The organism is Enterobacter sp. CP102 (assembly GCF_025152625.1).
Taxonomy (GTDB): domain Bacteria; phylum Pseudomonadota; class Gammaproteobacteria; order Enterobacterales; family Enterobacteriaceae; genus Enterobacter; species Enterobacter soli.
On sequence record NZ_CP104014.1, the window covers coordinates 4,125,010 to 4,150,605 of the forward strand.

At 53.4% G+C, this 25,596-nt stretch carries 22 protein-coding genes and 1 other RNA gene; 9 read left to right on the forward strand and 14 right to left on the reverse strand.

The annotated features are described in order from the left end of the window. The first annotated feature begins 49 nt into the window (after nt 1-49). Together N1249_RS19430 and N1249_RS19435 are read left to right on the forward strand one after the other, a co-directional pair. Nucleotides 50-1,036 carry a glutathione S-transferase family protein gene (locus N1249_RS19430; protein WP_259832178.1) on the forward strand — a complete coding sequence of 329 codons (987 nt, stop codon included), beginning with the start codon at nt 50-52 and terminating at the stop codon, nt 1,034-1,036. A 108-nt stretch (nt 1,037-1,144) separates the two neighbouring features. Next, nucleotides 1,145-1,510, forward strand: coding sequence for a DUF805 domain-containing protein (locus tag N1249_RS19435; RefSeq protein WP_259832181.1), 366 nt, complete (start codon nt 1,145-1,147; stop codon nt 1,508-1,510). A gap of 41 nt (nt 1,511-1,551) precedes the next feature. On the opposite strand, the gene yhaJ is transcribed toward N1249_RS19435, so the two are convergent. Then, nucleotides 1,552-2,454: a DNA-binding transcriptional regulator YhaJ gene (gene yhaJ, locus N1249_RS19440; protein ID WP_259832184.1), complete on the reverse strand. Its 903-nt coding sequence runs from the start codon at nt 2,452-2,454 to the stop codon at nt 1,552-1,554. Nucleotides 2,455-2,558: 104 nt separating this feature from the next. Here yhaJ and N1249_RS19445 point away from each other — a divergent pair, with 104 nt between their 5' ends. Continuing rightward, entirely contained in the window at nt 2,559-3,260 is a 702-nt protein-coding gene (locus N1249_RS19445) for a pirin family protein (protein WP_259832187.1), read from the forward strand. 38 nt (nt 3,261-3,298) lie between these two features. Here N1249_RS19445 and N1249_RS19450 read toward each other — a convergent pair whose 3' ends face one another. From N1249_RS19450 to N1249_RS19510, 13 genes are all read right to left on the reverse strand, one after another. Beyond that, on the reverse strand, nt 3,299-4,600 hold the full coding sequence (locus tag N1249_RS19450; protein ID WP_259832189.1) for a serine dehydratase subunit alpha family protein: 1,302 nt from the start codon (nt 4,598-4,600) through the stop codon (nt 3,299-3,301). A gap of 21 nt (nt 4,601-4,621) precedes the next feature. After that, nucleotides 4,622-5,953: an amino acid permease gene (locus tag N1249_RS19455; protein WP_259832192.1), complete on the reverse strand. Its 1,332-nt coding sequence runs from the start codon at nt 5,951-5,953 to the stop codon at nt 4,622-4,624. Between the two features lie 261 nt (nt 5,954-6,214). Beyond that, the gene (locus N1249_RS19460; protein ID WP_259832194.1) at nt 6,215-6,625 is read right to left on the reverse strand and encodes a Spy/CpxP family protein refolding chaperone; all 411 of its coding nucleotides are present in this window, start codon (nt 6,623-6,625) and stop codon (nt 6,215-6,217) included. Nucleotides 6,626-6,778: 153 nt separating this feature from the next. Next, a complete protein-coding gene (gene pflB / locus N1249_RS19465) occupies nt 6,779-9,073 on the reverse strand; it encodes a formate C-acetyltransferase (protein WP_259832197.1) in 2,295 nt (764 codons plus the stop codon). A 15-nt stretch (nt 9,074-9,088) separates the two neighbouring features. Beyond that, entirely contained in the window at nt 9,089-10,297 is a 1,209-nt protein-coding gene (tdcD, locus tag N1249_RS19470; protein ID WP_259832199.1) for a propionate kinase, read from the reverse strand. 30 nt (nt 10,298-10,327) lie between these two features. Further along, nucleotides 10,328-11,659, reverse strand: coding sequence for a threonine/serine transporter TdcC (gene tdcC, locus N1249_RS19475; RefSeq protein WP_014071860.1), 1,332 nt, complete (start codon nt 11,657-11,659; stop codon nt 10,328-10,330). 11 nt (nt 11,660-11,670) lie between these two features. Further along, a complete protein-coding gene (tdcB, locus tag N1249_RS19480) occupies nt 11,671-12,660 on the reverse strand; it encodes a bifunctional threonine ammonia-lyase/L-serine ammonia-lyase TdcB (RefSeq protein WP_014071861.1) in 990 nt (329 codons plus the stop codon). 124 nt (nt 12,661-12,784) lie between these two features. Next, nucleotides 12,785-13,702, reverse strand: a complete 918-nt coding sequence (gene tdcA, locus N1249_RS19485; RefSeq protein ID WP_259832204.1) for a transcriptional regulator TdcA — start codon at nt 13,700-13,702, stop codon at nt 12,785-12,787. Between the two features lie 689 nt (nt 13,703-14,391). Then, nucleotides 14,392-14,771: RNase P RNA component class A (gene rnpB / locus N1249_RS19490), an RNA gene on the reverse strand. Nucleotides 14,772-14,803: 32 nt separating this feature from the next. Then, nucleotides 14,804-15,949, reverse strand: a complete 1,146-nt coding sequence (gene garK, locus N1249_RS19495; protein ID WP_014071865.1) for a glycerate 2-kinase — start codon at nt 15,947-15,949, stop codon at nt 14,804-14,806. A gap of 60 nt (nt 15,950-16,009) precedes the next feature. Continuing rightward, nucleotides 16,010-16,900: a 2-hydroxy-3-oxopropionate reductase gene (garR, locus tag N1249_RS19500; RefSeq protein ID WP_014071866.1), complete on the reverse strand. Its 891-nt coding sequence runs from the start codon at nt 16,898-16,900 to the stop codon at nt 16,010-16,012. Nucleotides 16,901-16,931: 31 nt separating this feature from the next. Further along, complete coding sequence (gene garL, locus N1249_RS19505; RefSeq protein ID WP_014071867.1) at nt 16,932-17,702, reverse strand: 2-dehydro-3-deoxyglucarate aldolase; 771 nt, start codon at nt 17,700-17,702, stop codon at nt 16,932-16,934. Nucleotides 17,703-17,717: 15 nt separating this feature from the next. Beyond that, nucleotides 17,718-19,052, reverse strand: a complete 1,335-nt coding sequence (locus N1249_RS19510) for an MFS transporter (protein WP_166718013.1) — start codon at nt 19,050-19,052, stop codon at nt 17,718-17,720. Nucleotides 19,053-19,466: 414 nt separating this feature from the next. Here N1249_RS19510 and garD point away from each other — a divergent pair, with 414 nt between their 5' ends. From garD to N1249_RS19540, 6 genes are all read left to right on the forward strand, one after another. Further along, nucleotides 19,467-21,038, forward strand: coding sequence for a galactarate dehydratase (gene garD / locus N1249_RS19515; RefSeq protein ID WP_259832210.1), 1,572 nt, complete (start codon nt 19,467-19,469; stop codon nt 21,036-21,038). 177 nt (nt 21,039-21,215) lie between these two features. Next, nucleotides 21,216-22,070, forward strand: coding sequence for a tagatose bisphosphate family class II aldolase (locus N1249_RS19520; protein ID WP_259832212.1), 855 nt, complete (start codon nt 21,216-21,218; stop codon nt 22,068-22,070). A gap of 45 nt (nt 22,071-22,115) precedes the next feature. Then, nucleotides 22,116-23,387, forward strand: a complete 1,272-nt coding sequence (gatZ, locus tag N1249_RS19525) for a tagatose-bisphosphate aldolase subunit GatZ (protein WP_259832215.1) — start codon at nt 22,116-22,118, stop codon at nt 23,385-23,387. A 14-nt stretch (nt 23,388-23,401) separates the two neighbouring features. Then, entirely contained in the window at nt 23,402-23,869 is a 468-nt protein-coding gene (gene gatA, locus N1249_RS19530; RefSeq protein ID WP_259832218.1) for a PTS galactitol transporter subunit IIA, read from the forward strand. A 27-nt stretch (nt 23,870-23,896) separates the two neighbouring features. Continuing rightward, nucleotides 23,897-24,181 carry a PTS galactitol transporter subunit IIB gene (gene gatB / locus N1249_RS19535; protein ID WP_000823261.1) on the forward strand — a complete coding sequence of 95 codons (285 nt, stop codon included), beginning with the start codon at nt 23,897-23,899 and terminating at the stop codon, nt 24,179-24,181. A gap of 4 nt (nt 24,182-24,185) precedes the next feature. Continuing rightward, nucleotides 24,186-25,559, forward strand: coding sequence for a PTS galactitol transporter subunit IIC (locus tag N1249_RS19540; protein WP_259832224.1), 1,374 nt, complete (start codon nt 24,186-24,188; stop codon nt 25,557-25,559). The last annotated feature ends 37 nt before the right edge of the window (nt 25,560-25,596 follow it).

A 25,596-nucleotide genomic window follows, 5' to 3' on the forward strand; every position in this document is an offset into this window, starting at 1 on the left:
AAGCGAGGAGATATCTCCTCGCTTTTGCTATCTGACGGAGGAGGAAAAAATGGGACAACTCGTAGACGGCGTCTGGCAGGATGTCTGGTATGACACTAAATCCACCGGAGGACGCTTCAAGCGCTCTGTTTCGGCCTTCCGTAACTGGCTGACCGCCGATGGCGCGCCAGGCCCCAGTGGCGAAGGGGGTTTTGCCGCCGAAAAAGACCGTTATCATCTCTACGTTTCACTCGCCTGCCCGTGGGCGCACCGTACGCTGATTGTGCGTAAACTCAAAGGTCTGGAATCATTACTGCCTGTCTCAGTTGTCAATCCGCTGATGCTGGAAAACGGCTGGACATTCGACAGCGATTTTCCTGCCGCAACGGGTGACAACCTTTACCATCACGATTTTCTGTACCAGCTGTATCTGCGCGCAGATCCGCACTATACCGGCCGCGTCACCGTACCGGTGCTCTGGGACAAGAAAAACCAGACGATTGTCAGCAATGAGTCTGCCGAAATCATCCGTATGTTCAACACCGCGTTTGATGCGCACGGCGCCCGCGCCGGTGATTACTATCCGGTTGAGCTGCGCGATAAAATTGATGAGCTGAACAGCTGGATCTACGACAACGTGAACAACGGTGTCTACAAAGCCGGTTTTGCCACCAGTCAGGAAGCCTATGACGAAGCAGTCGCGAACGTCTTCACATCGCTGGAGCGTCTGGAGCAGATCCTCGGTCAGCATCGCTACCTGACGGGCGATCGCCTGACGGAAGCAGACATCCGCCTGTGGACAACCCTGGTGCGTTTTGATCCGGTGTATGTCACCCACTTTAAGTGCGACAAGCACCGCATCAGTGACTACCTGAACCTGTACGGTTTCCTGCGTGACATCTACCAGATGCCGGGCATTGCTGAAACGGTCGATTTCGGCCATATCCGCACCCACTATTTCCGCAGCCACAAGACCATTAACCCAACGGGCATTATCTCCATCGGCCCGTGGCAGGATCTGGATGAACCGCACGGGCGAGATGTGCGTTTTGGATAAACATTAAGGGCATCAATAGATGCCCTTTTTTAATTCACAATATCCATCTATCCTTACTTTGATTGCTTAGAAAACAAGTGATTGACCGATCATTGAGGCAAGGAAAAAATGGACTGGTATTTAAAAGTACTGCGCAACTACATTGGATTTGGTGGCCGTGCCCGCCGCAAAGAATACTGGATGTTCGTTCTGGTGAACTTCATCCTGATCATGGTGCTGGGCATTGTCGATAAAATTCTCGGCTGGGAACGGGCTGGCGGTGAAGGCGTTCTCACTACAATTTATGGCCTGTTGGTTCTGCTGCCATCATGGGCCGTGCTGTTTCGTCGGCTGCATGACACCGACCGTTCGGCCTGGTGGCTACTGCTGCTGTTGATCCCAATTATCGGCTGGCTGGTGATTCTGATCTTTAACTGTCAAAGCGGCACGCCGGGTGAAAACCGCTTTGGTCCCGATCCTAAGATCGGCGCATAAATTAAGGCCCGGTGGCGTTTACGCTTACCGGGCCTACACGCTTATTTATTGTAGTGGGCAAACAGCTTCGGTATTTCTCGCAAACACCACGACTTCGCTTCTCCCATGCTGTCACGGCGCCACGCCATAATAATATCGACCTCACTGGTGTATTCCGGGCTCACCACGCGCAGCCGTCCTTCGGCAATATCTTTTTCCACAAACGGATAAGGCATCGTCGCCACGCCCAGACCAGCCAGCAGTGCCTGGCGCTTATCTTCCAGCGATGTCACCGTCAGACGCGGCTGTTTATCCAGCAGCTGTACCGTTAATACCGGGCGCTCACGCGCGGTATCCGCTACCGCCACACCGCGATATTTCACGCGCGTCACTTCAGAAAGCGGCTCCGGCTCCTGGTGAATCGGGTGGTCGGGTGCAGCCACGTACACGTTCATCACGCTGTAGAGCTTACGGGAGTTGATTTCAGACGACGAACGGAAGTGCATATCCGGCGCAATCACGATATCCGCCCTGCCCGTTTCCAGACGCTCCCACGCCCCTGCCAGCACTTCGGTAATGATCGACAACTGGGTGTTGGCTTTATCCGCCAGGCGGTCCACCAGCGGGAACAGCGCCTCAGTTGGCACTAACGCTTCCGTGACCAGCGTCAGATGCGTTTCCCAGCCACGCGCCAGCGCTTCGGCGTCGGTAGTTAGTTTATCGGCCGCTTCCAGCAGCACGCGGCCACGCTCCAGCAGCATCCGCCCAACGTTGGTGAATTTTGTTCTATGACCGGAACGATCGAATAACACCACGTCCAGCTCTTCTTCAAGCTTCTGCATGGTGTAACTCAGCGCAGACGGAACGCGCCCCAGTTCATCTGCCGCAGCGGCAAAGCTGCCACGCCTGTCAATCGCGTCCATGACGCGAAGCGCCTCAAGCGTCAATGCTCTCTCTTTTGCCATCTCGTTCTCATTCAGGAAATTTGAACATACCAGGCAGAATATCTGGCTAACAATGAAGCGTCCATACCTTTACCATTGTTTTAGTGTAAAGAGAGGTCAAGTTTATGATTACGACAAGAACAGCTAAACAGTGCGGACAAGCTGATTTCGGTTGGCTACAGGCCCGCTACACCTTTTCCTTTGGACACTACTTTGACCCAAAACTCCTCGGTTACGCATCACTGCGCGTATTGAATCAGGAAGTGCTCGCCCCGGGCGCGTCCTTCCAGCCGCGCACGTATCCGAAAGTCGATATCCTGAACCTGATCCTGGAAGGCGAGGCAGAATACCGCGACAGCGAGGGCAATCATGTCCAGGCGAAGGCTGGCGAAGCGTTGCTGATTTCAACGCAGCCGGGCATTAGTTACAGCGAGCATAACCTCAGCAAAGACAAGACGCTGACCCGAATGCAGCTGTGGCTGGATGCCTGCCCAGAGCGGGAAAATCCGCTGGTACAGAAGATAGATTTGAAGGGCGAAAAGCAGCAGTTGCTTGCATCGCCTGATGGCAGCAACGGCAGTCTGCAACTGCGCCAGCAAGTGTGGCTGCACCATATTGAACTGAAAAAAGGTGAGCAGGCGAGTTTCCAGCTTCACGGCCCGCGCGCCTATTTGCAGTCGATTCATGGCACGGTACATGCGGTGACGCACACGGAAGAAAAAGAAGCGCTCACCTGCGGCGACGGAGCGTTTATTCGTGATGAAGCGAATATTACGCTGGTTGCCGATACGCCGCTGCGTGCGCTGTTGATTGATTTGCCGGTGTGATGTAAAAACCCTCTCCTCCAGGAGGAGAGGGGAAACACCTATACCTTACTCGCCATTATCTCAATGATCTGCCGGTCTGTTGCCTGCATCGAGCGGCACGCCAGTGAGCACAGATTAGCGATAGACTGCTCAACATCGTGCGCGACAATCCCTTCATTGCCTGTCACAGCTGAATCATCCAGCGCCATCATCACCGCCTTCCAGGCGCTCCCGACGCTGGTTGATACCTTCATCGCGCAACTGTTAGATGCTCCGTCACAGATAATCCCGCTGACATCACCGATCATGCTGCTGATGGCCATCGCAATCGTCTGGTAACGCCCGTCCATCAGCCACGCCATTCCTGCCGCCGCGCCCATGGCCGCCGTTGTTGCAGCGCACAGCGCCGACAAGCGCGGAAGCTGGTCATGGATATAAATGGCCGCCAGATGTGACAACATCAATGCCCGGGCAAGACGTTCATCATCAGCCTGAACATACTCAGCCACCACCACAACCGGCATCGTCGCGGTGATCCCCTGATTGCCCGAACCGGAGTTGCTCATGGCCGGCAGCGTTGCGCCCCCCATTCTGGCATCAGAAGCTGCACTGGTGCGGATAACAATGTCTGAACCTATATCCTGCGCCATCCATCCTCGCGCGCGCTGTTTATGCAGCGTGGCACCGATGTGCAGCCCCCACGTTCCGCTTAACCCTTCGCGAGAGAGCGCATCGTTCAGACGTGCCGCTTCCAGGATAAAGCGGATCGCATCGAACGGTACCTGCTCCACAAACTCGACGATCTGCGACAGCGTGGTGTGCGAAAACACCGCCAGCGGATCGCCGCCCATCTCACCGGACAGCTCGTTAAGGACAAAGCGCGTTTCGCCCTGACAAACGATCTCCACGACGCGGGTATGCCCACCGACAATGGTGACCATTGCCGATGTGTTACCAGCATGAACGCAGGCGCGGGAATAAAGGATCTCATCGCAAGGTTCTTGCAGCTTCACCTGTACCCGTCCGGCTTGTAGCAGTGCTTTTGCCTTTGCTAACGCGTCGCCTGAGGCATCTTTCAACACCTCCAGCCCGGCCTGCGCGTTACCGCCAATGGCGCCCAGTGCTGCGGCAATAGGTAGCCCGACCATGCCTGTTCCCGGTACCGTAACGCCAAGCCCGTTTTTCATCAGGTTTGGCGACACCCACGCATCTATCTGCGTGACCTCACCGGGAAGTTGTTCCGCGGCAATGGCACAGGCCAGCGCCAGTGAGACAGGCTCTGTACACCCCAGCGCAGGTTTAACTTCTTCCTGCACGGCGCGAATAAAATGGTTCCATAAAGGATTGATTTGCTCAGACATCGTTACGACCTTTATTGCTCCTCAGGAGAACGCGAGGAAAGGAGAAACACAAAGCAGCAGCCCGGTGATAATAATAATCACCAGCGATACGCCTTTATATTTATGTAGCGCGGGGACTTTGCAGACCAGCCACGCCGGGATCAGGCAGCCAACCATTCCAAAGATAGGGCTACAAATAGAAGTGAAGCTCAGGACCGGCGCGTTTAAGACAATGGCGCTCCAGGCGAGCAGGATGGCGAACAGCATGATCCCACGCTGAACGGTACGTTCATTGATATTCTCTGCCGGCATTCTGCGGCGCAGGATATTCATCACAATGCCCTGCGTGGCTTCGCGAAAGCCGAGATAAACGCCGAAGAAGGCAGTCATGACGGCGAAAATATTCAGGATCACGCTGACGATTTTGACCCAGCCCGCACCGTCGCCGCTAATAAACTGCGCGGCGATCGCCAGAGCCGAAATATTTTGCTCATAGGCTTTTACCGCCTCATCGTGACCCATCGCCAGCGTGAAGGAGACGGCATAGAAGAAGACCGTCACAAACAGCACGCCAAAGGCAATATTCATCGCACGTAACGCTTTATGTCGTGCCACTTCAACCGATTTTTCCCGTGAACGATAAGAGATAACCATCGGGCTTAAGGTCTGGATAAACAGAATCGACGTTAAGGTGAAAGGCAGCGTAATAATGGCGTTTTTGATCAGCAACCCCATCGGTGGCAGCATACCGACGTTGGCTAAATGCCAGAGGCCAATCATCGACAGCCCCAGAGCGGCAACCACAAATAGCTTGGTGAGCACCATCAGGCTGGAAACTTTAAACAACAGCTTTTCACCACGAGATGAAATAGCCACCAAAATACAAATCAAAAATAAACCGTAGAACGGGTTTTCGGAAAGCAAACCGTCGGTGATGCCGAAGGTGTGCAGATACGAGGCGCTGTCGTTAGTGATGGCGGTGGAATAGACAAACATCCAAATCACCAGCATCACAAAATAAAGTGCCCCTAATAAAATCCCCCAGTTTTTCCCCAGATAACCGCTAATCACGCTCGGGTAATCTTTGCACTCCGGGGATTCCGCCAGCGTATTAATAAACAGGCGCTGGAACAGATACATGGCCGGATAACCAATAATAGACGAGAGCAAAAACACCCACAGCCCCATTAAACCTACCTGCACCGGGAGAAAAACTATCCCCGCGCCGATGGCCATCCCGATACTCATAATGACCCAGCCTGTGTCGGTGCTGTCGAATTTAATGGCCTCGCGCCATTCACGTTCACTCATCCCTGCCCGCCTTGCCGCGGGAGAGTCATTCACAATCACACTGCTATTTGTTGCCGTATCCATAAGGCACTCGCTTATTTTGTAGGGTAAATAGTTGTTTTTATAAGGTTCTGCTCACCAGCGATAATGAGCCAGACGTTTGCAGGTGCTTGTTAGTAGAGTGAAAAGATCATACCTGGAGAGAGGGAGAAAAAAGTCACAAGTTTTATGTGGCTTTTGACTGATGGGAGGAAAAATTACTTCGACATATGGAAATTAAGCGTGTTTTTTCTAAAAGTGATGGGGATCAAGAAATAAAAACCCGCGCCAGGCGCGGGTCAGAAATCATTCAGCCAACGCATTCGCCATATCGGTTCGAATCTGCTTACGCTGCTCAGGCGTCAGGACCTGGCTTACGTCGAAGTAGTATTTCACGCGGTAGTAGCGGGTCTGTTCCTCAATTTTGCTGAAAGCCGCAAGCTGGCTTTTCACCGTGCTTTCATCCCATTTACCGGCCTGGAACATGTCGATTAACGCGCCATCTTTGACACCAGTCATGGGGATTTTAGCGACGTTTTGTTCCAGCTTCTGGTGCAGATCTTCAATCTTCTTCACTTGCTCGTTGCTCAGCTTCAGGTGCTGTACCAGCGGATCCTGTGCAGGCGACGGTGCGGCTTCAACATTGGCCGCCTGCGCCGTAAAACTGCACACTGCCAGCGACACAGCAACCAAAGCAATACGGGTCATTTTCATCATCTTACTGTCCTTAAATACTGTTTACGTGGAAAACAGGTGCATTGTTTTTCAAGAGCGGATGAATATGTGTGAATAATTATATAAACAATTTTGTATGTTCAGCGGACAAAAAAAAGCCCCCTGATGGAGAGGGGGCATGGAGGCTGGTTTACGTCAGATCGACTGCGTAAACGTCCTTGAAATTACATCCTGCTGCTGCTCACGCGTCAGCGCATTAAAACGCACCGCATAGCCTGAAACGCGGATCGTCAGGTTCGGATAATTCTCTGGATGTTCGATAGCATCCATCAGCATTTCCCGGTTCATGACGTTAACATTCAGGTGCTGCCCGCCTTCGATAGTGGCTTCGTGGTGGAAGTATCCGTCCAGCAGCCCTACCAGGTTGGTTTTGCGCACTATCTCATCTTTACCCAGTGCCTGTGGCACAATCGAGAAGGTATAAGAGATGCCATCTTTCGCGTAGGTGAACGGCAGCTTCGCCACAGAGGTTAATGATGCCACCGCCCCTTTCCGGTCGCGCCCGTGCATCGGGTTTGCGCCTGGCGCAAACGGCGTGCCGCCACGGCGTCCGTCCGGTGTGTTACCAGTTTTCTGACCATAAACCACGTTTGAGGTAATGGTCAGGATCGACTGGGTCGGCACTGCGTTGCGGTAGGTTGGTAACGCCTGAATTTTCTTCATAAAACGTTCAACCAGGTCGCAGGCAATGCTGTCCACACGGTCATCATTGTTGCCGTACTGCGGGTAATCGCCTTCTATTACGAAGTCGACCGCCAGGCCGGTGTGGTCACGCACCGGTTTCACCGTGGCGTATTTGATGGCCGACAAGGAATCTGCCGCGACCGACAGCCCCGCGATCCCACACGCCATCGTACGATGGACATCCCGGTCATGCAGCGCCATCAACGAGGCTTCATAGCTGTACTTATCATGCATGTAGTGAATAAGATTCAGCGCGCTAATGTACTGCACCGCCAGCCAGTCCATAAAGTGATCCAGGCTCGCCATCACGGTGTCGTATTCCAGCACGTCATCCAGCAGCGGCTCGGTTTTCGGCCCGACCTGGATTTTCAGCTTCTCATCCACCCCGCCGTTGATTGCGTACAGCAGTGTTTTGGCAAGGTTGGCGCGTGCGCCAAAGAACTGCATCTGCTTACCGATCACCATCGGGCTGACGCAGCAGGCAATGGCGTAGTCATCGCTATTGAAGTCGGCACGCATCAGATCGTCGTTCTCATACTGAAGTGATGAGGTCACAATCGACACCTGCGCCGCATATTTTTTGAAAGCAATCGGGAGTTGTTCAGACCAGAGGATCGTCAGGTTTGGCTCTGGCGCAGGCCCCATGGTGTGCAGCGTATGCAGATAGCGGAAGCTGTTTTTGGTTACCAGCGTGCGGCCGTCCAGCCCCATACCGCCGATCACTTCTGTAGCCCAGATAGGATCGCCTGAGAAGAGCGTGTCGAACTCCGGCGTGCGCAGGAAGCGCACCATGCGGATCTTCATAATGAAGTGGTCGATCAGCTCCTGTGCCTGAACCTCATTCAGCCGCCCGGCCTGCATGTCGCGCTCAATGTAAATATCGAGGAACGACGCCGTGCGCCCCAGCGACATCGCCCCGCCGTTCTGGGATTTCACCGCGGCAAGGTAGGCAAAATAGACCCACTGCACCGCTTCCTGGGCGTTCATCGCCGGACGTGAAATATCAAAGCCATAGTTCGCCGCCATCTGCTGAATTTGCAGCAATGCGCGCTTATGTTCAGCCAGCTCTTCACGCAGGCGGATCGTGGCTTCCAGATCTTCGCCACGCTCCAGTTTTGACTGAAGATCCGCGAACTGGAGTTCGCGCTCGCGCACCAGATAGCTAATGCCATACAGCGCCACGCGGCGATAGTCACCAATGATGCGCCCGCGTCCGTAACCGTCCGGCAGGCCCGTCAGCACGCCTGATTTGCGACAACGCATCATCTCCGGTGAGTAGACATCAAACACGCCCTGGTTATGGGTTTTACGCAGGTCGGTAAACAGATATTCAAACTGCGGATCCATCTCACGACCGTAGGCTTCGAAGGAGCTGCGGATCATGTTGATCCCGCCATACGGATGCAATGCGCGCTTGAGCGGTTTATCGGTTTGCAGCCCGACGATCGTCTCCAGATCTTCGTCGATGTAGCCCGGCCCGTGGGCGGTGATGGTGGTGGCGATATTGGTATCAAAATCCACCGGGGCGTGGGTGGTATTCTCCTGGCGAATACCGACCATCACCTTCTGCCACAGCGCCGTCGTTGCAGGCGTCGCCTGCGCGAGGAAAGCTTCATCGCCTTCATAAGGGGTGTAGTTATGCTGAATAAAATCGCGCACGTTAACGGCGTCTTTCCATTCTTCACCGCGAAACCCGGCCCATGCATCACTGTAGGGTGCAACGCTCGTATCGATTGTTACTTTCATGACATTCTCGCTTTATCAGGCGTAAGCCGCAGCCGGAGTCACCTTTCCAAGACGGAGGGCGTCCAGCGCGATCATTTTTTCTTCATTAGTTGGGATCACCGCGCAGGCCACGCGGGATAAATCAGTGGAAATCACGCGCTCACCCGCACTGCCCGGCAGCGCGTTTTTGGCTTCATCCAGAATGATGCCAAAGACTTTGAGGTGCTCAGCCACCAGGGCGCGAATGAGGATTGAGTTCTCGCCAATGCCTCCGGTAAAGACCACGCCATCCAGACGATGCAGTGACGCTGCATGGCCGGCGATATGCCGCGCGATGCGATGAACAAAGGTGTTAATCGCCAGCTGTGCGCGCTGATGTCCGTCATGCCAGGCCTTTTCCAGGGTGCGCAAATCGGACGACAACCCGGAAATCCCCAGCAGGCCGGATTCCTTATTCACAACGCGCTCCAGATCCTCGAAAGATTGCCCCGTTTGCTGGCCAATCCACGCCATCGCGCCAAAATCGACGTCACCGCAGCGCGTGCCCATCACCAGCCCTTCCAGCGGCGTCATCCCCATGGAGGTATCCACGCTTTCGCCGTTACGTACCGCGCAGATGGAGGCACCGTTGCCGAGATGAGCGATGACCAGGCCGCTGTCATTTTCTGCTAACGCCAGCAACTGATGCGCCTGCCCGGAAACATAGCGGTGGGAGGTGCCATGGAAGCCGTAGCGACGCACGCCCAGCTCTTCGAAATAGTGATAAGGCAACCCGTACAGATACGCCTGCGGCGGCAGGGTCTGGTGGAAGCTGGTATCAAACACCGCCACCTGCTGCACACCGGGGAATAACTGCTGTGCGGCTTCCACGCCGCTTAAGTTGGCGTAGTTATGCAGGGGCGCCAGTGGAGAAACCTGGCGGATCTGTTCTATAACCTGTTCGGTGATAAGGGTCGACTCGCTGAAGAGTTCGCCACCGTGAGCAATACGGTGGCCAATTAAGGCCACGCTGCTCATCAGGTCGCGTTTTTCCAGCTCCAGGGCGATGGCAGCCAGCGCCCCTTCGTAGTCATGGTGAGCCAGTCTGGCTGGCTCACCCCCATTCACGGAAATAAAGGCTTTTTCAGTATTGATACCGTCTGCAATGCCCGTCACCAGGGCATCGCAGCTGTTGGCGTCCAGTACTGAAAACTTAACAGAGGACGATCCGCAGTTAATAACCAGTACAACCGGAAATTCAATCATGGTGTGACTCCGCTCATCCTGAGCTTTGATTTAGAACAGTTTGTAAACGATATTCAGAATGGTCAGCAGGCCGACAACGGTGACAAAAATGTTCTCCGTTCTGCCTTTGTATTTCGCCAGCGCCGGGGTCTTGCGGATGGCATACATCGGCAGCAAACACAGCAGAGAGGCGATGATTGGCGCACCCATCGCTTCGATAAGGTCCAGAATGTTCGGGTTGGCGTAGGCCACAATCCAGGTAGAGCCCATGATGAAGACCATGCTGATGGTGTTCAGTTTGCCCACCGAGACTTTCTTCTTATCGCCCTTGTAACCAAACTTCAGGACAAGGCCGTTCAGCCCTTCCAGCGTGCCGAGGTAATGGCCGAAGAAGGATTTGAAGATAGCGACCAGCGCAATGATTGACGCACCGTATTCCAGAACCGTTGCAAAGGTGGACTTAGTTCCGGACAGTGAAGCAAAGTGGTTTGCCAGGTAAGAGAGCACCGGAATGTTCTGCGCTTTGGCTTCCGCCATGTTCTGTGGAGAGAGCGTGAACAGGCAGCTAAAGGCGAAGAACATCACCACGGCCACCATCAACATGCTGGCGCGGCCGATGATTTTGGAACATTTCTGCTCGGTGAACTCTTTGCCGAACTCCGGCTCGTACTCTTCGCGTTTCGACACCACAAACGAAGAGACAATCGGTGAGAAGTTAAAGGAGAAGACCATGATGGAAATCCCCAGCCAGACGGTAACCAGAATGCCATCATGCCCGGTGAAGGCGATATCGCTCAGGTTGACCTGGTCGATAACAGCGGAGTTCCAGTAAGGGATCAGCGACAGGGAAATCAGCACCAGGCTGGCGATAAACGGGAACACCAGAAAGCTCATTACCTTCACCATCAGGTCTTTACCAAACCAGATAACAAAGGCCATCAACAGCAGCAGGAACAGCGCCACGAAGCCGCGGTTCAGCGCAGGCAGCTGGAGCTGGTTTTCCCAGAAGGTCATGAATGTGTTGGTAATCGTAACGCCGTAAATCCACAGCAGCGGGCAAATGGCAAAGAAGTAGAGGAAGGTGATCACCACCCCGCCGGTTTTGCCGAAGTGCTCTTCCACCGTCTCGGTGATGTTGCCGGACACATTGCTGCCAGACAGGCACAAACGCGCCAGCGCACGGTGGCAATAAAACGCAATCGGGAAGGCCAAAAGCAGCATTAACAGGATAGGGATCAGGCCGCCAAAGCCTGCGCGGATTGGGAAGAACAGCACGCCTGCGCCGATTGCGGTACCAAACAGGCCGAGCGTCCAGGTGGTATCAGACTTACGCCAGGTGGACGTTTTTGTCTGGCCAACGATAATGCTTTCAGTGTTGCTCATAGGTCATCCTTTTATGCGTCAACAAAGCCGGTAATTTGGGAAACGCGGGAGAGGTCAATATTGCCGCCGGAAATAATGCTCACGGTTTTACGGCCCTGAATATAATGATCAAGCTTGCCGCTTAATAGCGCCGCACACGCCAGTGCGCCAGCACCTTCAGTGACCACTTTATTTCGCTGAATGAGGGCAATCATGCTATTACGAATATCGTCTTCGCTGACCAGCACAATGTCATCAACTAATTCACGAACAATTTCGAAGGTTAAATTTCCCGGACGAGAAACATCGCAACCGTCGGCTAATGTACCGGTGACTCGGTGATTCATTATTTCACCGGCATAATAAGATGCTGCCATACCGTGAACATTTTCAGACTGTACGCCAATAATATTAATGGTTGGGTTAATGGATTTAATGGCTGTTGCAATCCCGGCAATTAAGCCACCACCACCAATCGGCACAATCACGTTATCGACATCGTATAAATCTTCGAGGATTTCCAGACCAATGGTGCCCTGTCCGGCAATGACTTTAGGGTCGTCATAAGGCGGGATAAAAATGCGCCCTTCCATCTCAACAATTTCACTCACTTTGGCAATGGTGTCGTTGAAGTTCTCACCGTGCAGCACCACTTCTGCCGAGTAGTCACGGGTGGCTGCGACTTTGGATTTCGGTGCGCCCATCGGCATCACCACTTTGCCGTCGATACCGAGCATTGCGCAGGAAAGCGACACGCCCTGCGCATGGTTGCCCGCTGAACATGCCACCACGCCTTTACGTTTTTCGGCATCGGTCAGCGAGCTTAATTTATTAAATGCACCGCGAATTTTAAAGGAGCCGGTACGTTGCATATTTTCAAACTTCAGGAATATCTCACCTTTGCAACGTTCGCTGAGATAGTTTGAGCGCGGCATTCCGGTTTTATATATTTTTCCTGCCAGTCGTTTTCTGGCGTCCTGAATATCTTCAATTGTCACCGGGAGATCGTAGGTAATGTGCATAATATCCTCGTTATAATAATTCATTTTCTTCAGGCAAGATTAGGGTGTCAGAGTGTTAACAAGATAAACTCTGGGTGTTTTAAAAATGGTTAAACGTATTGTTATTAACGTTATTAATAAATCATCATCGTCGTTCACTGTTCAGTGAAGAATACTGTTTTGCCAGTTCGACTAATACTGACGCCGATTTTTTAATACTGTAATTTTTAGACCACACCGCGGCATAACGCGCGACGGGTAATTCATCTTCAATCGGCAGCACAATAAACTGGTCTGAGCCAAAAGGCGCAATCATGTCGCGCGGGATCACCGTCAGGTAATCGGCATTCAGTACCAGGTTGTAGATGGTGACGACGGAATCGGTCTGGACGATGTTTTCAATGCTGATGTGGTTGTCTTGCAGGGTAGTCAGGAGTTCTTTGTAGTAGCCCATATCGGTTTGCGGCATCACCCACTGTTCATCCGTGAGCGATGCCAGTGTAGTCGATCCGGTGCACGTTCGGGATTTGCTGGCCACCAGCACAAATTCGGATTCAAACAGCGGCTCCACATGCAGATCCTGGAGCAGCATTTCATCGCTCAGGGTACCAATCGCGAAGTCGAGTCGCCCGTCGCGAATGGCTGGCAGGAAAGAGGAGAGCTGCGCTTCATACATAGAGACTCGCGCTTTTGGGAACACTTCCTTGAATTTTTTGATCATTTCCGAGAGGAAGGTGAAACCAATCAGCGACGGGTAGCCAAAGGAAACATCCATAACGGTGCTGAAACTGAGGCTGTTAATTTCGCTCACCATGTTTTTCATTTCGCGGGTGATCGACTCAGAGTAGGACAGCAGCACCTGGCCTGCGGCAGTCAGTTTTACGCCGGTGTTTTTGCGGATCATCACTTCAACACCGAAGTAGGACTCGATATCGCTGATAATTTTGCTGACAGCGGGTTGCGTCAGGCCCAGTTGTCTTGCAGCAGAACCTATGGAGCCACTTTTAATGACTTCCTGAAATACCACGAGGTGCTGTGTTTTCGGTAGAATAATAGTGTTCATAATATTCTGCGCTTATTTCCCTATGACGGGGAAGGATTCTACTCAATATCATTCAGAAGGGTATGTGCTGTTACTCACAATTTGCCTTTTCACACCATTAACTCATGCCGTAAAAACCCATTAAATCACTTTAAAATCAATTATTTGATAAATTAAAAACACACTATTCCGCTGATATTGATCAACAAAAAAGGGAGTAATAACTTTATTTTATGCCAATAACTGAGGTGAATTTTTTCTATTTTTAAATATCAATAAAGACTATCTTTCAGGCAATTAAAGGCGAATAAATAGCCATTATTCGTTTAAAACATTTTTGTGGCTTATCAAATTTATCAATAATATTTTTACTGGGCTGCGGGAAAGGGTGGAACACATCACATATTCACGGGGTAAATGTTTTTAGATTCAATATATGCATATCAAATAAGAAAAAAATGAGCACCATCATGACAACAATTGCAACAATTTACCAACACTGGAAAATGAAGGTTTTTTAGCGTGAAATTTTGCGTTAGATGTCATCCACGGGTTATGAATGTAAGCATTAATCATAGAAATAGTGAAATGTGCTTAGTGTCGCAAATTTGAGAATTGATGTCGTTTGCGGGCATTGTCGGATAGCGTTGCGCTTACCCGTCTACTACCAACCAAAAGCAAAAACCCCGCCGAAGCGGGGTTTTTTAAGAAGTTGAAGCTGACCGATAAGCCGGGTTCTGTCGTTGGACAGTCATTCATCTAGGCCAGCAATCGCTCACTGGCTCAAGCAGCCTACCCGGGTTCAGTACGGGCCGTACCATGTGAACCCCTATTTGGCCTTGCTCCGGGTGGAGTTTACCGTGCCACGGACTGTTACCAGCCGCGCGGTGCGCTCTTACCGCACCCTTTCACCCTTACCTGATCCCACTTGCGTGGGCCATCGGCGGTTTGCTCTCTGTTGCACTGGTCGTGGGTTTCCCCCCCAGGCGTTACCTGGCACCCTGCCCTATGGAGCCCGGACTTTCCTCCCCTCCGCCCGTCTCCACCCGAAGGAGGACGACGACGAAGCGGCGACTGTCTGGTCAGCTTCGGCGCGCAGTATAGAGGGTTTGCACGCCGCTGTCACCCTTGCGTGCGCATCCCCATCTGCAAAGTCGCCGCGATATTGCGTGATGCGCGGTAAATGTTGTCGAATGCTCCCCGGAACGCCTCTTCCAGCGAGCCAATGCTGGTCAGTACGCTGAACACCGCATCAATGCCGTACTGGTGCACAACGCCCACATCTTTGGTCAGGCTACCGGCGATACCAATCACCGGCTTATGGTATTTTTTGGCGACATTCGCCACGCCGACGGGCACTTTGCCATGAATACTCTGGCTGTCGAGCCGCCCTTCTCCCGTCACAACCCATGTACAGTCGTGAATATGTTCTTCCAGGTTAAGCGCCTGAGTCACTATCTCAATACCGCTACGCAGTTCTGCGCCAAGGAATGCCATCAGCGCCGCCCCCATCCCACCAGCCGCACCCGCGCCCGGAACATGCTTCACGTCGATGCGCAGGGAAGTTTTAATCACATCCGCATAGTGGCTAAGGTTGGCATCCAGCTCCAGGATCATCCCTTCATCCGCCCCTTTCTGCGGGCCAAAGATACGGGATGCCCCTTTTTCCCCCACCAGCGGGTTCGTCACATCACACGCCACGCGAAGGGTGCAGCTCTTCAGGCGCGGATCAAGGCCAGACAAATCAATACTGTTGAGCGCCATCAGGCTCCCGCCACCGTAACCAATCTCTTTACCGTTGGCATCGCAGAGTTTTGCGCCTAGCGCCTGCACCATGCCAGCACCACCGTCGTTCGTTGAGCTACCGCCAATACCGATAATGATATTGCGCGCGCCTTTATCCAGCGCACTGAGGATAAGTTCTCCGGTACCGCGCGAGGTGGTGACAAGTGGGTTACGCAGCGCAGGAGGCACGAGTGCCAGGCCACTGGCCGCCGCCATCTCGATAAAGGCAGTTTTACCATCACCGGACATCCCCCAGCAGGCATTCACCTTTTCGCCCAGGGGCCCGGTCACCACCGCATGATGCTCCGCGCCCTGGGTTGCGGCAATCATCGCTTCGACCGTACCTTCTCCGCCATCGGCAACAGGAACAGAAACATAAAGTGCATCGGGGAAGATCTCCCGAAATCCTTTTTCTATCGCCTGAGCTACCTCGGTGGCAGAAAGGCTTTCTTTATAAGAGTCTGGAGCGATTACGATTTTCATAGTTGTAGCCTGTTACTGCACTCGGCAAAAATACCGGGCGCGTTCCCGCGCCCGTTTTTATTAGCGAGAGACTTCTACCTTCGCCAGTTTTTCGTAGTAGCACGCAATCGCGCTGTGGTCGGCGGTGCCCAGACCATCGGCACGCAGCGCCTGCATCATTTCCATTACCGCCGCGGTCAGGGGCAGTTGTGCACCCACGCCGTGAGAGGTATCCAGCGCATTCGCCAGATCTTTAATGTGCAGGTCGATACGGAAACCTGGCTTGAAGTTACGATCCATCACCATTGGCGCTTTCGCATCCAGCACGGTGCTGCCTGCCAGACCACCACGGATTGCCTGATACACCAGATCCGGGTTGACCCCTGCTTTGGTCGCCAGCGTCAGCGCTTCGGACATGGCGGCAATGTTCAGCGCCACAATCACCTGGTTTGCCAGCTTGGTCACGTTACCTGCACCGATTTCGCCGGTGTGGACAACAGAGCCCGCCATCGCTTTCAGCAGGTCGTAGTATTTGTCGAAAATCGCTTTATCGCCGCCCACCATCACTGACAGCGTGCCATCGATCGCTTTTGGCTCACCGCCGCTTACCGGGGCATCCAGCATATCCACGCCTTTCACCTTCAGCGCTTCACTGATTTCACGGCTCGCCAGCGGGGCGATGGAACTCATATCAATCACCACCAGGCCCGGTTTCGCGCCTTCGATAATGCCGTTCTCACCCAGCGCAACCTCTTTCACATGCGGCGAGTTTGGCAGCATGGTGATGATCACATCGCACTGCTCGGCAATGGCTTTGGCGGTAGTTGCCGTCTCTGCCCCTGCGGCAATCACTTCAGCAACCGCTTCCGGATTACGGTCAGAAACCACCAGTGAGTAACCTGCTTTAATGAGGTTTTTACTCATTGGTTTACCCATGATGCCCAGGCCAATAAAACCAACTTTCAGTGTCATAATTGCGTCTCTCTCTTTCTCTCAGGGGTGGTTATTTCTTAAAGGAATCAGCCAGTTTTTGCGTGGCAGAGCGGAATACGCCCAGGTCACTGCCGACGGCAACAAAGGTTGCGCCCCATTCCAGGTAGCGGCGGGCATCGGCTTCAACCGGAGCCAGAATGCCGCACGGTTTGCCGTGTGCTTTGGCACGGGCAAAAATATGCTGGATGGCGCGTTGTACTTCCGGGTGAGACGCATTGCCGAGGTGTCCGAAGGCAGCAGCCAGATCGCTGGGGCCGACGAAGATCCCGTCAACGCCTTCGGTCGCCGCGATGGCATCGACGTTATCGACACCCTGCTGGCTCTCAATCTGCACCAGGATGGTGATGTTCTTGTTGGACTGCGCAAAGTAGTCCGGCACGGTGCCAAACATGTTGGCGCGGTGAGAAACAGACACACCGCGAATGCCTTCTGGCGGATAGCGTGTAGACGCTACGGCCTGCACCGCTTCCTCAACGTTTTCCACAAACGGGATCAGGAAGTTATAGAAACCGATATCCAGCAGACGCTTGATGATCACCGGCTCGTTAGTCGGGACGCGAACGACCGGTGCACTGTTGCTGCCTTTCAGCGCCATCAGCTGTGGGATAAAGGTGCTGATATCGTTCGGCGCGTGTTCGCCGTCCAGTACCAGCCAGTCGAACCCTGCCAGGCCGAGCACTTCTGTGCTGATTGGGCTTGCCAGCGCTGACCAGCAGCCGATCTGAATCTGGTGTGCCGCGAGGGCCGCTTTAAACTTATTCGGGAAGATATCGTTACTCATCGCTTATACCTTTGCTTATTTCTGCAATTCCATACGTTTGATGTCGCCGACTACGAACAGGTAGCAGACCATCGCCATCAACGCTGAACAGCCAACGAATACCAGTGCCGCGTTGAACGAATGCAGTTCACTGACCAGATAACCAATTACCAGTGGAGTCACGATGGACGCCACGTTACCAAAGACGTTAAACACACCACCGCACAGGCCCACAATCTCTTTTGGCGCCGTGTCGGAAATCACCGGCCAGCCCAGCGCACCAAACCCTTTGCCGAAGAACGCCAGCGCCATCAGGGCCACCACCAGCGCGGTGTTATTGGTGTAATTGCACAGGATGATTGAGGAGGCCAGCAACATTCCCAGTACAATCGGCAGCTTACGTGCCAGGGTAATCGACTTGCCTTGCTTAATCAGACGATCCGAGAACACCCCGCCGAGCACGCCACCGGCAAACCCGCACAGCGCCGGGATAGAGGCCACCAGACCCACTTTCAGAATCGACATGCCCTTTTCCTGCACCAGATAAATCGGGAACCAGGTGAGGAAGAACCAGGTGATGGTGTTGATAAAGTATTGACCAAAAAATACGCCCAGCATCATGCGGTTGGTCAATAACTGTTTGATGTAATGGAGCTTAGGACCGCTCGCTGCCTGTGCACCCGGCTTTTTATGGTCCATATCAACCACTGCGCCGCCTTCGGAGATAAACTTCAGCTCCTGCTCAGACATCCGTGGATGATCGGTCGGGTTATGGATGAACTTCACCCACATACCGGTCAGCACGAAGCCAATCACACCCATTACGGTAAAGACATGTTCCCAGCCCCAGGCGAAGGTCAGCCAGCCGAGCAGCGGCGAGAAGATCGCCAGCGAGAAATACTGCGCGGCGTTAAAGATGGCAGACGCCGTGCCACGCTCTTTGGTCGGGAACCAGGCGGCCACAATACGGGCGTTTGCCGGGAAAGACGGCGCTTCCGAGAAACCAAGCATAAAACGCATGATAAACATCGACACGCCTGCCCAGGCCAGCGGGAAGACATCGACAAAACCTTGCAGGAAGGTGAACAGCGACCAGAAAAACAGGCTATAGGTATAGACCTTTTTGGAGCCAAACTTATCCAGCAGCCAGCCGCCGGGGATTTGCATCAGCAGGTAAGCCCAGCCAAATGCAGAGAAGATGTAACCCATCGATACGGCGCTCAGTTGCAGCTCTTTCGCCACTTCAGTACCAGCAATCGACAGCGTCGCACGGTCAGCGTAGTTGATGGCCGTAACGATAAATATAATCAGTAGAATTAAATAGCGGGTGGGCACACCCTTTTTAGCTTCTACAGTAGTATCCAGTATCATGTTTATTTCCTCGGGCACATCGATAGATTTATATTTATAATTTTTAGAAAGAATATTTCCTGATTATTTATCGATAGCAGGCAATATCAGGTAATTAACCAGATGCAATGAAATCGTGATTCAGTATAATCATCACCCGGCGGCTGCACATTGTTTTAATGCTCAATTATCGCTTCCAGTTTCAACAATATATTGAGCATATGCACAAAGCACTGGGCGCTGATGCACAGAATCACGCATTACTGACCAGGAGGCGCTATCTCTGGTTTTGTTGAGTGATCTGGATCACATTCTTATCCCTTAAGTCCTGACATTCTTTATTTAAGAAAGCAGCGTCTTTATTTCGCTAATAAGAAAATAAATACCCAGTCAGCTGCATTTATTATCAGACACTTTGCTGGAGAATACTGAACAATGGCCGACATTGAAATTCGACAAGCGTCGCCGACGGCGTTCTATATAAAAGTACACGACACAGATAACGTGGCGATTATTGTCAACGACAACGGTTTAAAAGCCGGAACACGATTCCCGGACGGACTGGAACTGATTGAGCATATTCCACAAGGTCATAAAGTTGCCCTGGTGGATATCCCTGCTCATGGCGAAATCGTTCGTTATGGCGAGGTCATCGGCTACGCGGTTCGTGCCATCCCGCAAGGAAGCTGGATTGAAGAATCCCTGGTTGAGCTGCCAAAAGCGCCACCGCTGAATACCCTGCCGCTGGCGACCCGCGTTCCTGAACCGCTGCCGCCGCTGGAAGGATATACCTTCGAAGGTTATCGCAATGCAGACGGCAGCGTCGGCACCAAAAACCTGCTCGGCATTACCACCAGCGTCCACTGCGTGGCGGGCGTGGTGGACTACGTGGTGAAAATCATCGAACGCGACCTGCTGCCGAAATACCCGAATGTGGATGGCGTGGTGGGTTTGAACCACCTTTACGGCTGCGGTGTGGCCATCAACGCGCCGGCGGCCGTTGTGCCTATCCGCACTATTCACAATATCGCCCTGAACCCGAACTTTGGCGGCGAAGTGATGGTGATTGGTCTGGGCTGCGAGAAGCTGCAACCCGAGCGCCTGCTGCAAGGCACCGAAGACGTAAAAGCCATTCCGGTGGACGATGCCAGTATTGTGCGTTTGCAGGATGAGCATCATGTCGGTTTCAAATCGATGGTCGACGATATTCTTCAGGTTGCAGAACGCCATCTGGATAAACTGAACAATCGCCAGCGTGAAACCTGCCCGGCCTCCGAGCTGGTAGTCGGCACGCAGTGCGGCGGCAGCGATGCGTTTTCCGGCGTAACCGCTAACCCGGCGGTCGGCTATGCCTCTGACCTGTTCGTCCGCTGTGGCGCAACGGTGATGTTCTCTGAAGTCACCGAAGTACGTGACGCCATCCATCTGCTGACGCCACGCGCCATCAACGAAGAGGTGGGTAAGCGCCTGCTGGAAGAGATGGCCTGGTACGATAATTATCTCGATATGGGCCAAACCGACCGCAGCGCCAACCCGTCTCCGGGTAACAAAAAAGGCGGCCTGGCAAACGTGGTGGAAAAAGCACTGGGATCGATTGCCAAATCCGGCCAGAGCGCCATTGTGGAAGTACTTTCCCCTGGCCAGCGCCCAACCAAACGCGGCCTGATCTACGCCGCAACGCCAGCCAGTGACTTCGTTTGTGGCACGCAACAGGTGGCGTCCGGCATTACGGTGCAGGTCTTTACCACCGGGCGCGGCACGCCGTACGGCCTGATGGCGGTACCGGTCATTAAAATGGCGACCCGTACCGAGCTGGCCAACCGCTGGTATGACTTAATGGACATCAACGCCGGGACCATCGCCACCGGGGAAGAAAGCATTGAGGATGTGGGCTGGAAACTGTTCCACTTTATTCTGGATGTGGCGAGCGGTCGCAAGAAGACCTTCTCTGACCAATGGGGATTACATAACCAGCTGGCGGTGTTTAACCCGGCGCCAGTGACCTGATTTTGCAGTAAACCTCGATTAGCATGGCTCCGGCCATGCTTTTTTTTTGCTTTCGTTTCTTTCGCATACTTACTTTCACTTTCGCTTCTTTCATTTTTAAGATGTAAATCACAAAAAAACATTCCGAAACCCTATATCTTCTTTCGCATAAACAAAACGAAAGGTTTCGGAGGAAAGATGTACGTTATCTCAACGAAAGCGATGCTGCAAAAGGCACAGCGAGAAGGTTACGCCGTTCCGGCATTCAACATTCACAATCTCGAAACGCTGCAAGTGGTGGTCGAAACCTCCTCTGAAATGCGCTCTCCGCTGATCGTTGCGGGGACGCCCGGCACGTTCAGCTACGCCGGGATCGGCAATGTAGTGGCGATCGCAAGCGATCTGGCCAAAACCTACAACCAGCCGCTGGCCATTCACCTGGATCACCACGAAGTCTTCGACGACATCGCGCAGAAAGTCCAGGCCGGGGTTCGCTCAGCCATGATCGATGGCTCCCACCTCCCATTTGCCGACAACGTCGCGCTGGTCAAAAAAGTGACTGACTACTGCCATCGTTACGACGTGAGCGTGGAAGCTGAGCTCGGGCGATTAGGCGGCCAGGAAGATGACCTGGTTGTCGACAGTAAAGATGCGCTCTACACCCATCCGCAACAGGCACACGAATTTGTGGCGCTGACCGGCATTGATTCTCTGGCGGTCGCGATAGGCACCGCACACGGCCTGTATACCGCCACGCCAAAACTCGACTTCGAACGACTGGCCGAAATCCGCAGCAATGTGGATATTCCCCTGGTATTACACGGCGCATCCGGGCTTTCGACCGCGGATATCCGCCACGCCATTGCGCTGGGGATCTGCAAGGTTAACGTCGCCACCGAACTCAAAATCGCCTTCTCAGACGCCCTGAAGGACTACTTCTCTGCCCACCCGGATGCCAGTGACCCACGTCATTACATGGTGCCGGCGAAAGCCGCGATGAAAGAGGTGGTTCGTAAAGTCATTACCGATTGCGGTTGCGAAGGGAAGCTCTGATCCCTGCGCAACACTAAAGTATTCAGCCATTAACCGGAGGAAAACGTGAAAGATATTATTGCCCGCCACAAGTCGGGAGAGCAGCTCGGTATTTGTTCAGTCTGTTCAGCGCACCCGCTGGTCATCGAAGCCGCCCTGCGTTTTGACCTGAACACCAGCAACAAAGTGTTGATTGAGGCGACCTCAAACCAGGTCAACCAGTTTGGTGGCTACACCGGGATGCAGCCAGCCGATTTTCGCGATTTCGTCCTGAATATCGCTAAAGAAGTAGGGTTCCCGCAGGAGCGCCTGATCCTCGGCGGCGATCATCTCGGACCAAACTGCTGGCAAAACGAACCTGCCGATGCGGCCATGGAAAAATCCATTGAGCTTATCAAGGCTTACGTGCGTGCCGGATTTAGCAAGATCCACCTTGATGCTTCGATGTCCTGTGCCGACGATCCGGTTCCGCTCGCGCCTAAAGTCGTGGCGCAACGCGCCGCACGCCTTTGCCAGGCGGCAGAAGAGGTGGCCTCAGATGAACAAAAAGCCGCGCTGACCTACGTCATTGGTACTGAGGTACCGGTACCTGGTGGCGAAGCCAGCAGCATTGATAGCGTGCATGTCACACGCGTGGAAGATGCCGCGCAGACCCTGGAAACGCACCGTGTGGCATTTGGTGCCCTGGGGCTGGACGAGGCCATGAAACGCGTTATCGCTATCGTGGTTCAGCCAGGCGTGGAGTTCGATCACACCCAAATTATTCACTATCAACCACATGCCGCAGAAGCGCTGTCTGGCTGGATCCGCCAGACGCCCATGGTCTATGAGGCGCACTCCACCGATTACCAGACCCGCCAGGCCTATCGCGCGTTAGTGAACGATCACTTCGCCATTCTGAAAGTGGGCCCGGCACTGACCTTTGCGCTGCGTGAAGCCATCTTTGCCCTCGCACAAATGGAAAACGAACTGGTCGCGCCGGAACAGCGTAGCCATGTGCTCGACGTTATCGACGAAGTAATGCTGAACGAGCCGGATTACTGGAAAAAGTACTATCGCCCAACCTGGAGTCAGGCCATGGTCGATATTCATTTCAGCTTATCTGACCGTATTCGTTACTACTGGCCGCATCCGCGAATTCGCCAGAGCGTTGAGAAACTGCTCGCCAATCTGGACGCAATTTCACTGCCGCTGGGCCTTATTAGCCAGTTTATGCCGGTTCAGTTCGAACGTTTATCCATGAATGAGATCGCCGCAACACCGCAAAATCTCATCATCGACAAAATACAGGATGTATTACGCGCCTACCGTTTTGGCTGCACCCCTGAAAAAGCCTGATGACCGGAGTTTGTATGAGTCACGTTTTTGTCCGTACCGGAATTGAGTTCGAAACCTGCCAGCAGGCGCTGGCACACATTGGCGAAGAGATGCTGGCGAAAGGTGTCGTACATGCCTCTTATCCCGCAGCACTGCTGGAAAGGGAGCTGAATTACCCTACAGGCATTGCCCTTGAGCGCCATGCCGTCGCCATTCCGCACTGCGAGGCGGTACATGCCAAAAGCCCTGCTATCTACCTGATTCGCCCGGACAAACCGGTGAATTTTCAACAGGCTGATGATGATGGAGAGGTCGCAGTTTCGCTCATTATCGCGTTGATTGTTGAAAACCCGGCGGCGCAAATGAAGCTGCTGCGCCGTCTTTTTAGTGAGCTGCAAAACCCGCAAACGCTGGACATGCTGCTGGCCACGCCAGCAGAGCAACTGGCCACCTGTTTCCGGGACACGATCCTTGAGCCTTCCTCCTGCGCTCAGGCGTCATAACATACTGATAATAAAAAGGAGTACCCTATGAAACGCAAAATTATCGTTGCCTGTGGCGGTGCAGTCGCCACCTCAACCATGGCAGCAGAAGAGATCAAAGAGCTGTGTGAAGCCCACCACATTGAGCTGGATCTGGTGCAGTGCCGCGTAACCGAAATTGAAACCTATATGGACGGTGCAGACCTGATTTGTACCACGGCTAAAGTCGACAGATCCTTTGGCGACATTCCGGTAGTACACGGAATGCCGTTTGTTTCAGGTGTCGGCATCGAAGCGTTGCAGCAAAAAATCCTGACCATCCTCGAGGGGTAAAACCATGTTTACCGAAATCATGCGGTACATCCTCGATCTGGGGCCGACCGTAATGTTGCCAATCGTCATTATCATCTTCTCGAAATTACTGGGGATGAAACTGGGAGATTGCTTCAAGTCAGGCCTGCATATCGGTATTGGCTTCGTGGGGATCGGGCTGGTTATCGGCCTGATGCTGGACTCCATCGGCCCGGCGGCGAAGGCAATGGCGGAGCATTTCCAGATTAACCTTCACGTTGTGGACGTGGGCTGGCCGGGTTCCTCCCCAATGACCTGGGCATCGCAAATTGCACTGGTGGCTATTCCTGTGGCGATTGGCGTGAACGTGGTCATGCTTGTCACGCGAATGACCCGCGTGGTGAACGTAGATATCTGGAACATCTGGCATATGACTTTCACCGGCGCAATGCTTCATCTTGCGACCGGATCATACTGGCTGGGCATTCTGGGTGTTGTGGCGCACGCGGCGTTTGTTTACAAACTGGGTGACTGGTTTGCCAAAGATACGCGGGATTTCTTCGGGCTTGAGGGTATTGCCATTCCCCACGGTTCATCGGCCTATCTTGGCCCCATCGCCGTGCTTGTGGACACGCTTATCGAGAAGATCCCGGGGCTTAATCGCATCCATTTCAGCGCCGATGACGTTCAAAAACGCTTCGGCCCGTTTGGAGAGCCAGTCACCGTCGGCTTCGTCATGGGGCTGGTTATCGGGATGCTGGCAGGTTACGACGCCAAAAACATCTTACAGCTGGCGGTTAAAACCGCGGCCGTCATGCTGCTGATGCCGCGCGTGATTAAACCTATTATGGACGGCCTGACGCCGATTGCAAAACATGCCCGTAAGCGTTTGCAGGCTAAGTTTGGTGGCCAGGAGTTCTTAATCGGTCTTGATCCGGCTCTGTTGCTGGGCCATACGTCAGTGGTGTCTGCGAGCCTGATCTTTATCCCGCTCACCATTCTGATTGCCGTACTTGTACCAGGTAACCAGGTTCTGCCGTTTGGCGACCTTGCCACCATTGGTTTCTTCGTAGCGATGGCCGTGGCCGTGCATCAGGGCAACCTGTTCCGCACGCTTATCTCTGGCGTGATTATCATGGGTATTACGCTGTGGATCGCCACACAAACTATCGGCCTGCACACGCAGCTTGCCCAGAACGCCGGGGCACTGAAAGCCGGTGGGTTGGTGGCTTCGATGGACCAGGGCGGTTCCCCGATTACCTGGCTGTTGATTCAGCTCTTTACCTGGCAAAACGTGGTGGGCTTTATCGTGATTGGCGCGATTTACTTCACCGGCGTTTTGCTCACCTGGCGTCGTGCCCGCGCGTTTATGGCTGCGGAAAAGAAGGCCAGTAACCCGCAAAGCCAGACGGCATCTTGATATCCGGGGAGCGATGCTCCCCCTTTTTTTCTGGAGT

Coding starts and splice junctions, on each gene's coding strand:
- N1249_RS19430 (WP_259832178.1), top strand. CDS start 50: ATGGGACAACTCGTAGACGGCGTCTGGCAGGATGTCTGGTATGACACT.
- N1249_RS19435 (WP_259832181.1), top strand. CDS start 1,145: ATGGACTGGTATTTAAAAGTACTGCGCAACTACATTGGATTTGGTGGC.
- gatB (WP_000823261.1), top strand. CDS start 23,897: ATGAAACGCAAAATTATCGTTGCCTGTGGCGGTGCAGTCGCCACCTCA.
- tdcB (WP_014071861.1), bottom strand. CDS start 12,660: ATGCACATTACCTACGATCTCCCGGTGACAATTGAAGATATTCAGGAC.
- garL (WP_014071867.1), bottom strand. CDS start 17,702: ATGAGTAACGATATCTTCCCGAATAAGTTTAAAGCGGCCCTCGCGGCA.
- gatA (WP_259832218.1), top strand. CDS start 23,402: ATGAGTCACGTTTTTGTCCGTACCGGAATTGAGTTCGAAACCTGCCAG.
- N1249_RS19445 (WP_259832187.1), top strand. CDS start 2,559: ATGATTACGACAAGAACAGCTAAACAGTGCGGACAAGCTGATTTCGGT.
- tdcD (WP_259832199.1), bottom strand. CDS start 10,297: ATGATTGAATTTCCGGTTGTACTGGTTATTAACTGCGGATCGTCCTCT.
- N1249_RS19460 (WP_259832194.1), bottom strand. CDS start 6,625: ATGATGAAAATGACCCGTATTGCTTTGGTTGCTGTGTCGCTGGCAGTG.
- pflB (WP_259832197.1), bottom strand. CDS start 9,073: ATGAAAGTAACAATCGATACGAGCGTTGCACCCTACAGTGATGCATGG.
- tdcC (WP_014071860.1), bottom strand. CDS start 11,659: ATGAGCAACACTGAAAGCATTATCGTTGGCCAGACAAAAACGTCCACC.
- N1249_RS19510 (WP_166718013.1), bottom strand. CDS start 19,052: ATGATACTGGATACTACTGTAGAAGCTAAAAAGGGTGTGCCCACCCGC.
- yhaJ (WP_259832184.1), bottom strand. CDS start 2,454: ATGGCAAAAGAGAGAGCATTGACGCTTGAGGCGCTTCGCGTCATGGAC.
- N1249_RS19455 (WP_259832192.1), bottom strand. CDS start 5,953: ATGGATACGGCAACAAATAGCAGTGTGATTGTGAATGACTCTCCCGCG.
- garD (WP_259832210.1), top strand. CDS start 19,467: ATGGCCGACATTGAAATTCGACAAGCGTCGCCGACGGCGTTCTATATA.
- garR (WP_014071866.1), bottom strand. CDS start 16,900: ATGACACTGAAAGTTGGTTTTATTGGCCTGGGCATCATGGGTAAACCA.
- N1249_RS19540 (WP_259832224.1), top strand. CDS start 24,186: ATGTTTACCGAAATCATGCGGTACATCCTCGATCTGGGGCCGACCGTA.
- tdcA (WP_259832204.1), bottom strand. CDS start 13,702: ATGAACACTATTATTCTACCGAAAACACAGCACCTCGTGGTATTTCAG.
- garK (WP_014071865.1), bottom strand. CDS start 15,949: ATGAAAATCGTAATCGCTCCAGACTCTTATAAAGAAAGCCTTTCTGCC.
- N1249_RS19450 (WP_259832189.1), bottom strand. CDS start 4,600: ATGTCTGAGCAAATCAATCCTTTATGGAACCATTTTATTCGCGCCGTG.
- N1249_RS19520 (WP_259832212.1), top strand. CDS start 21,216: ATGTACGTTATCTCAACGAAAGCGATGCTGCAAAAGGCACAGCGAGAA.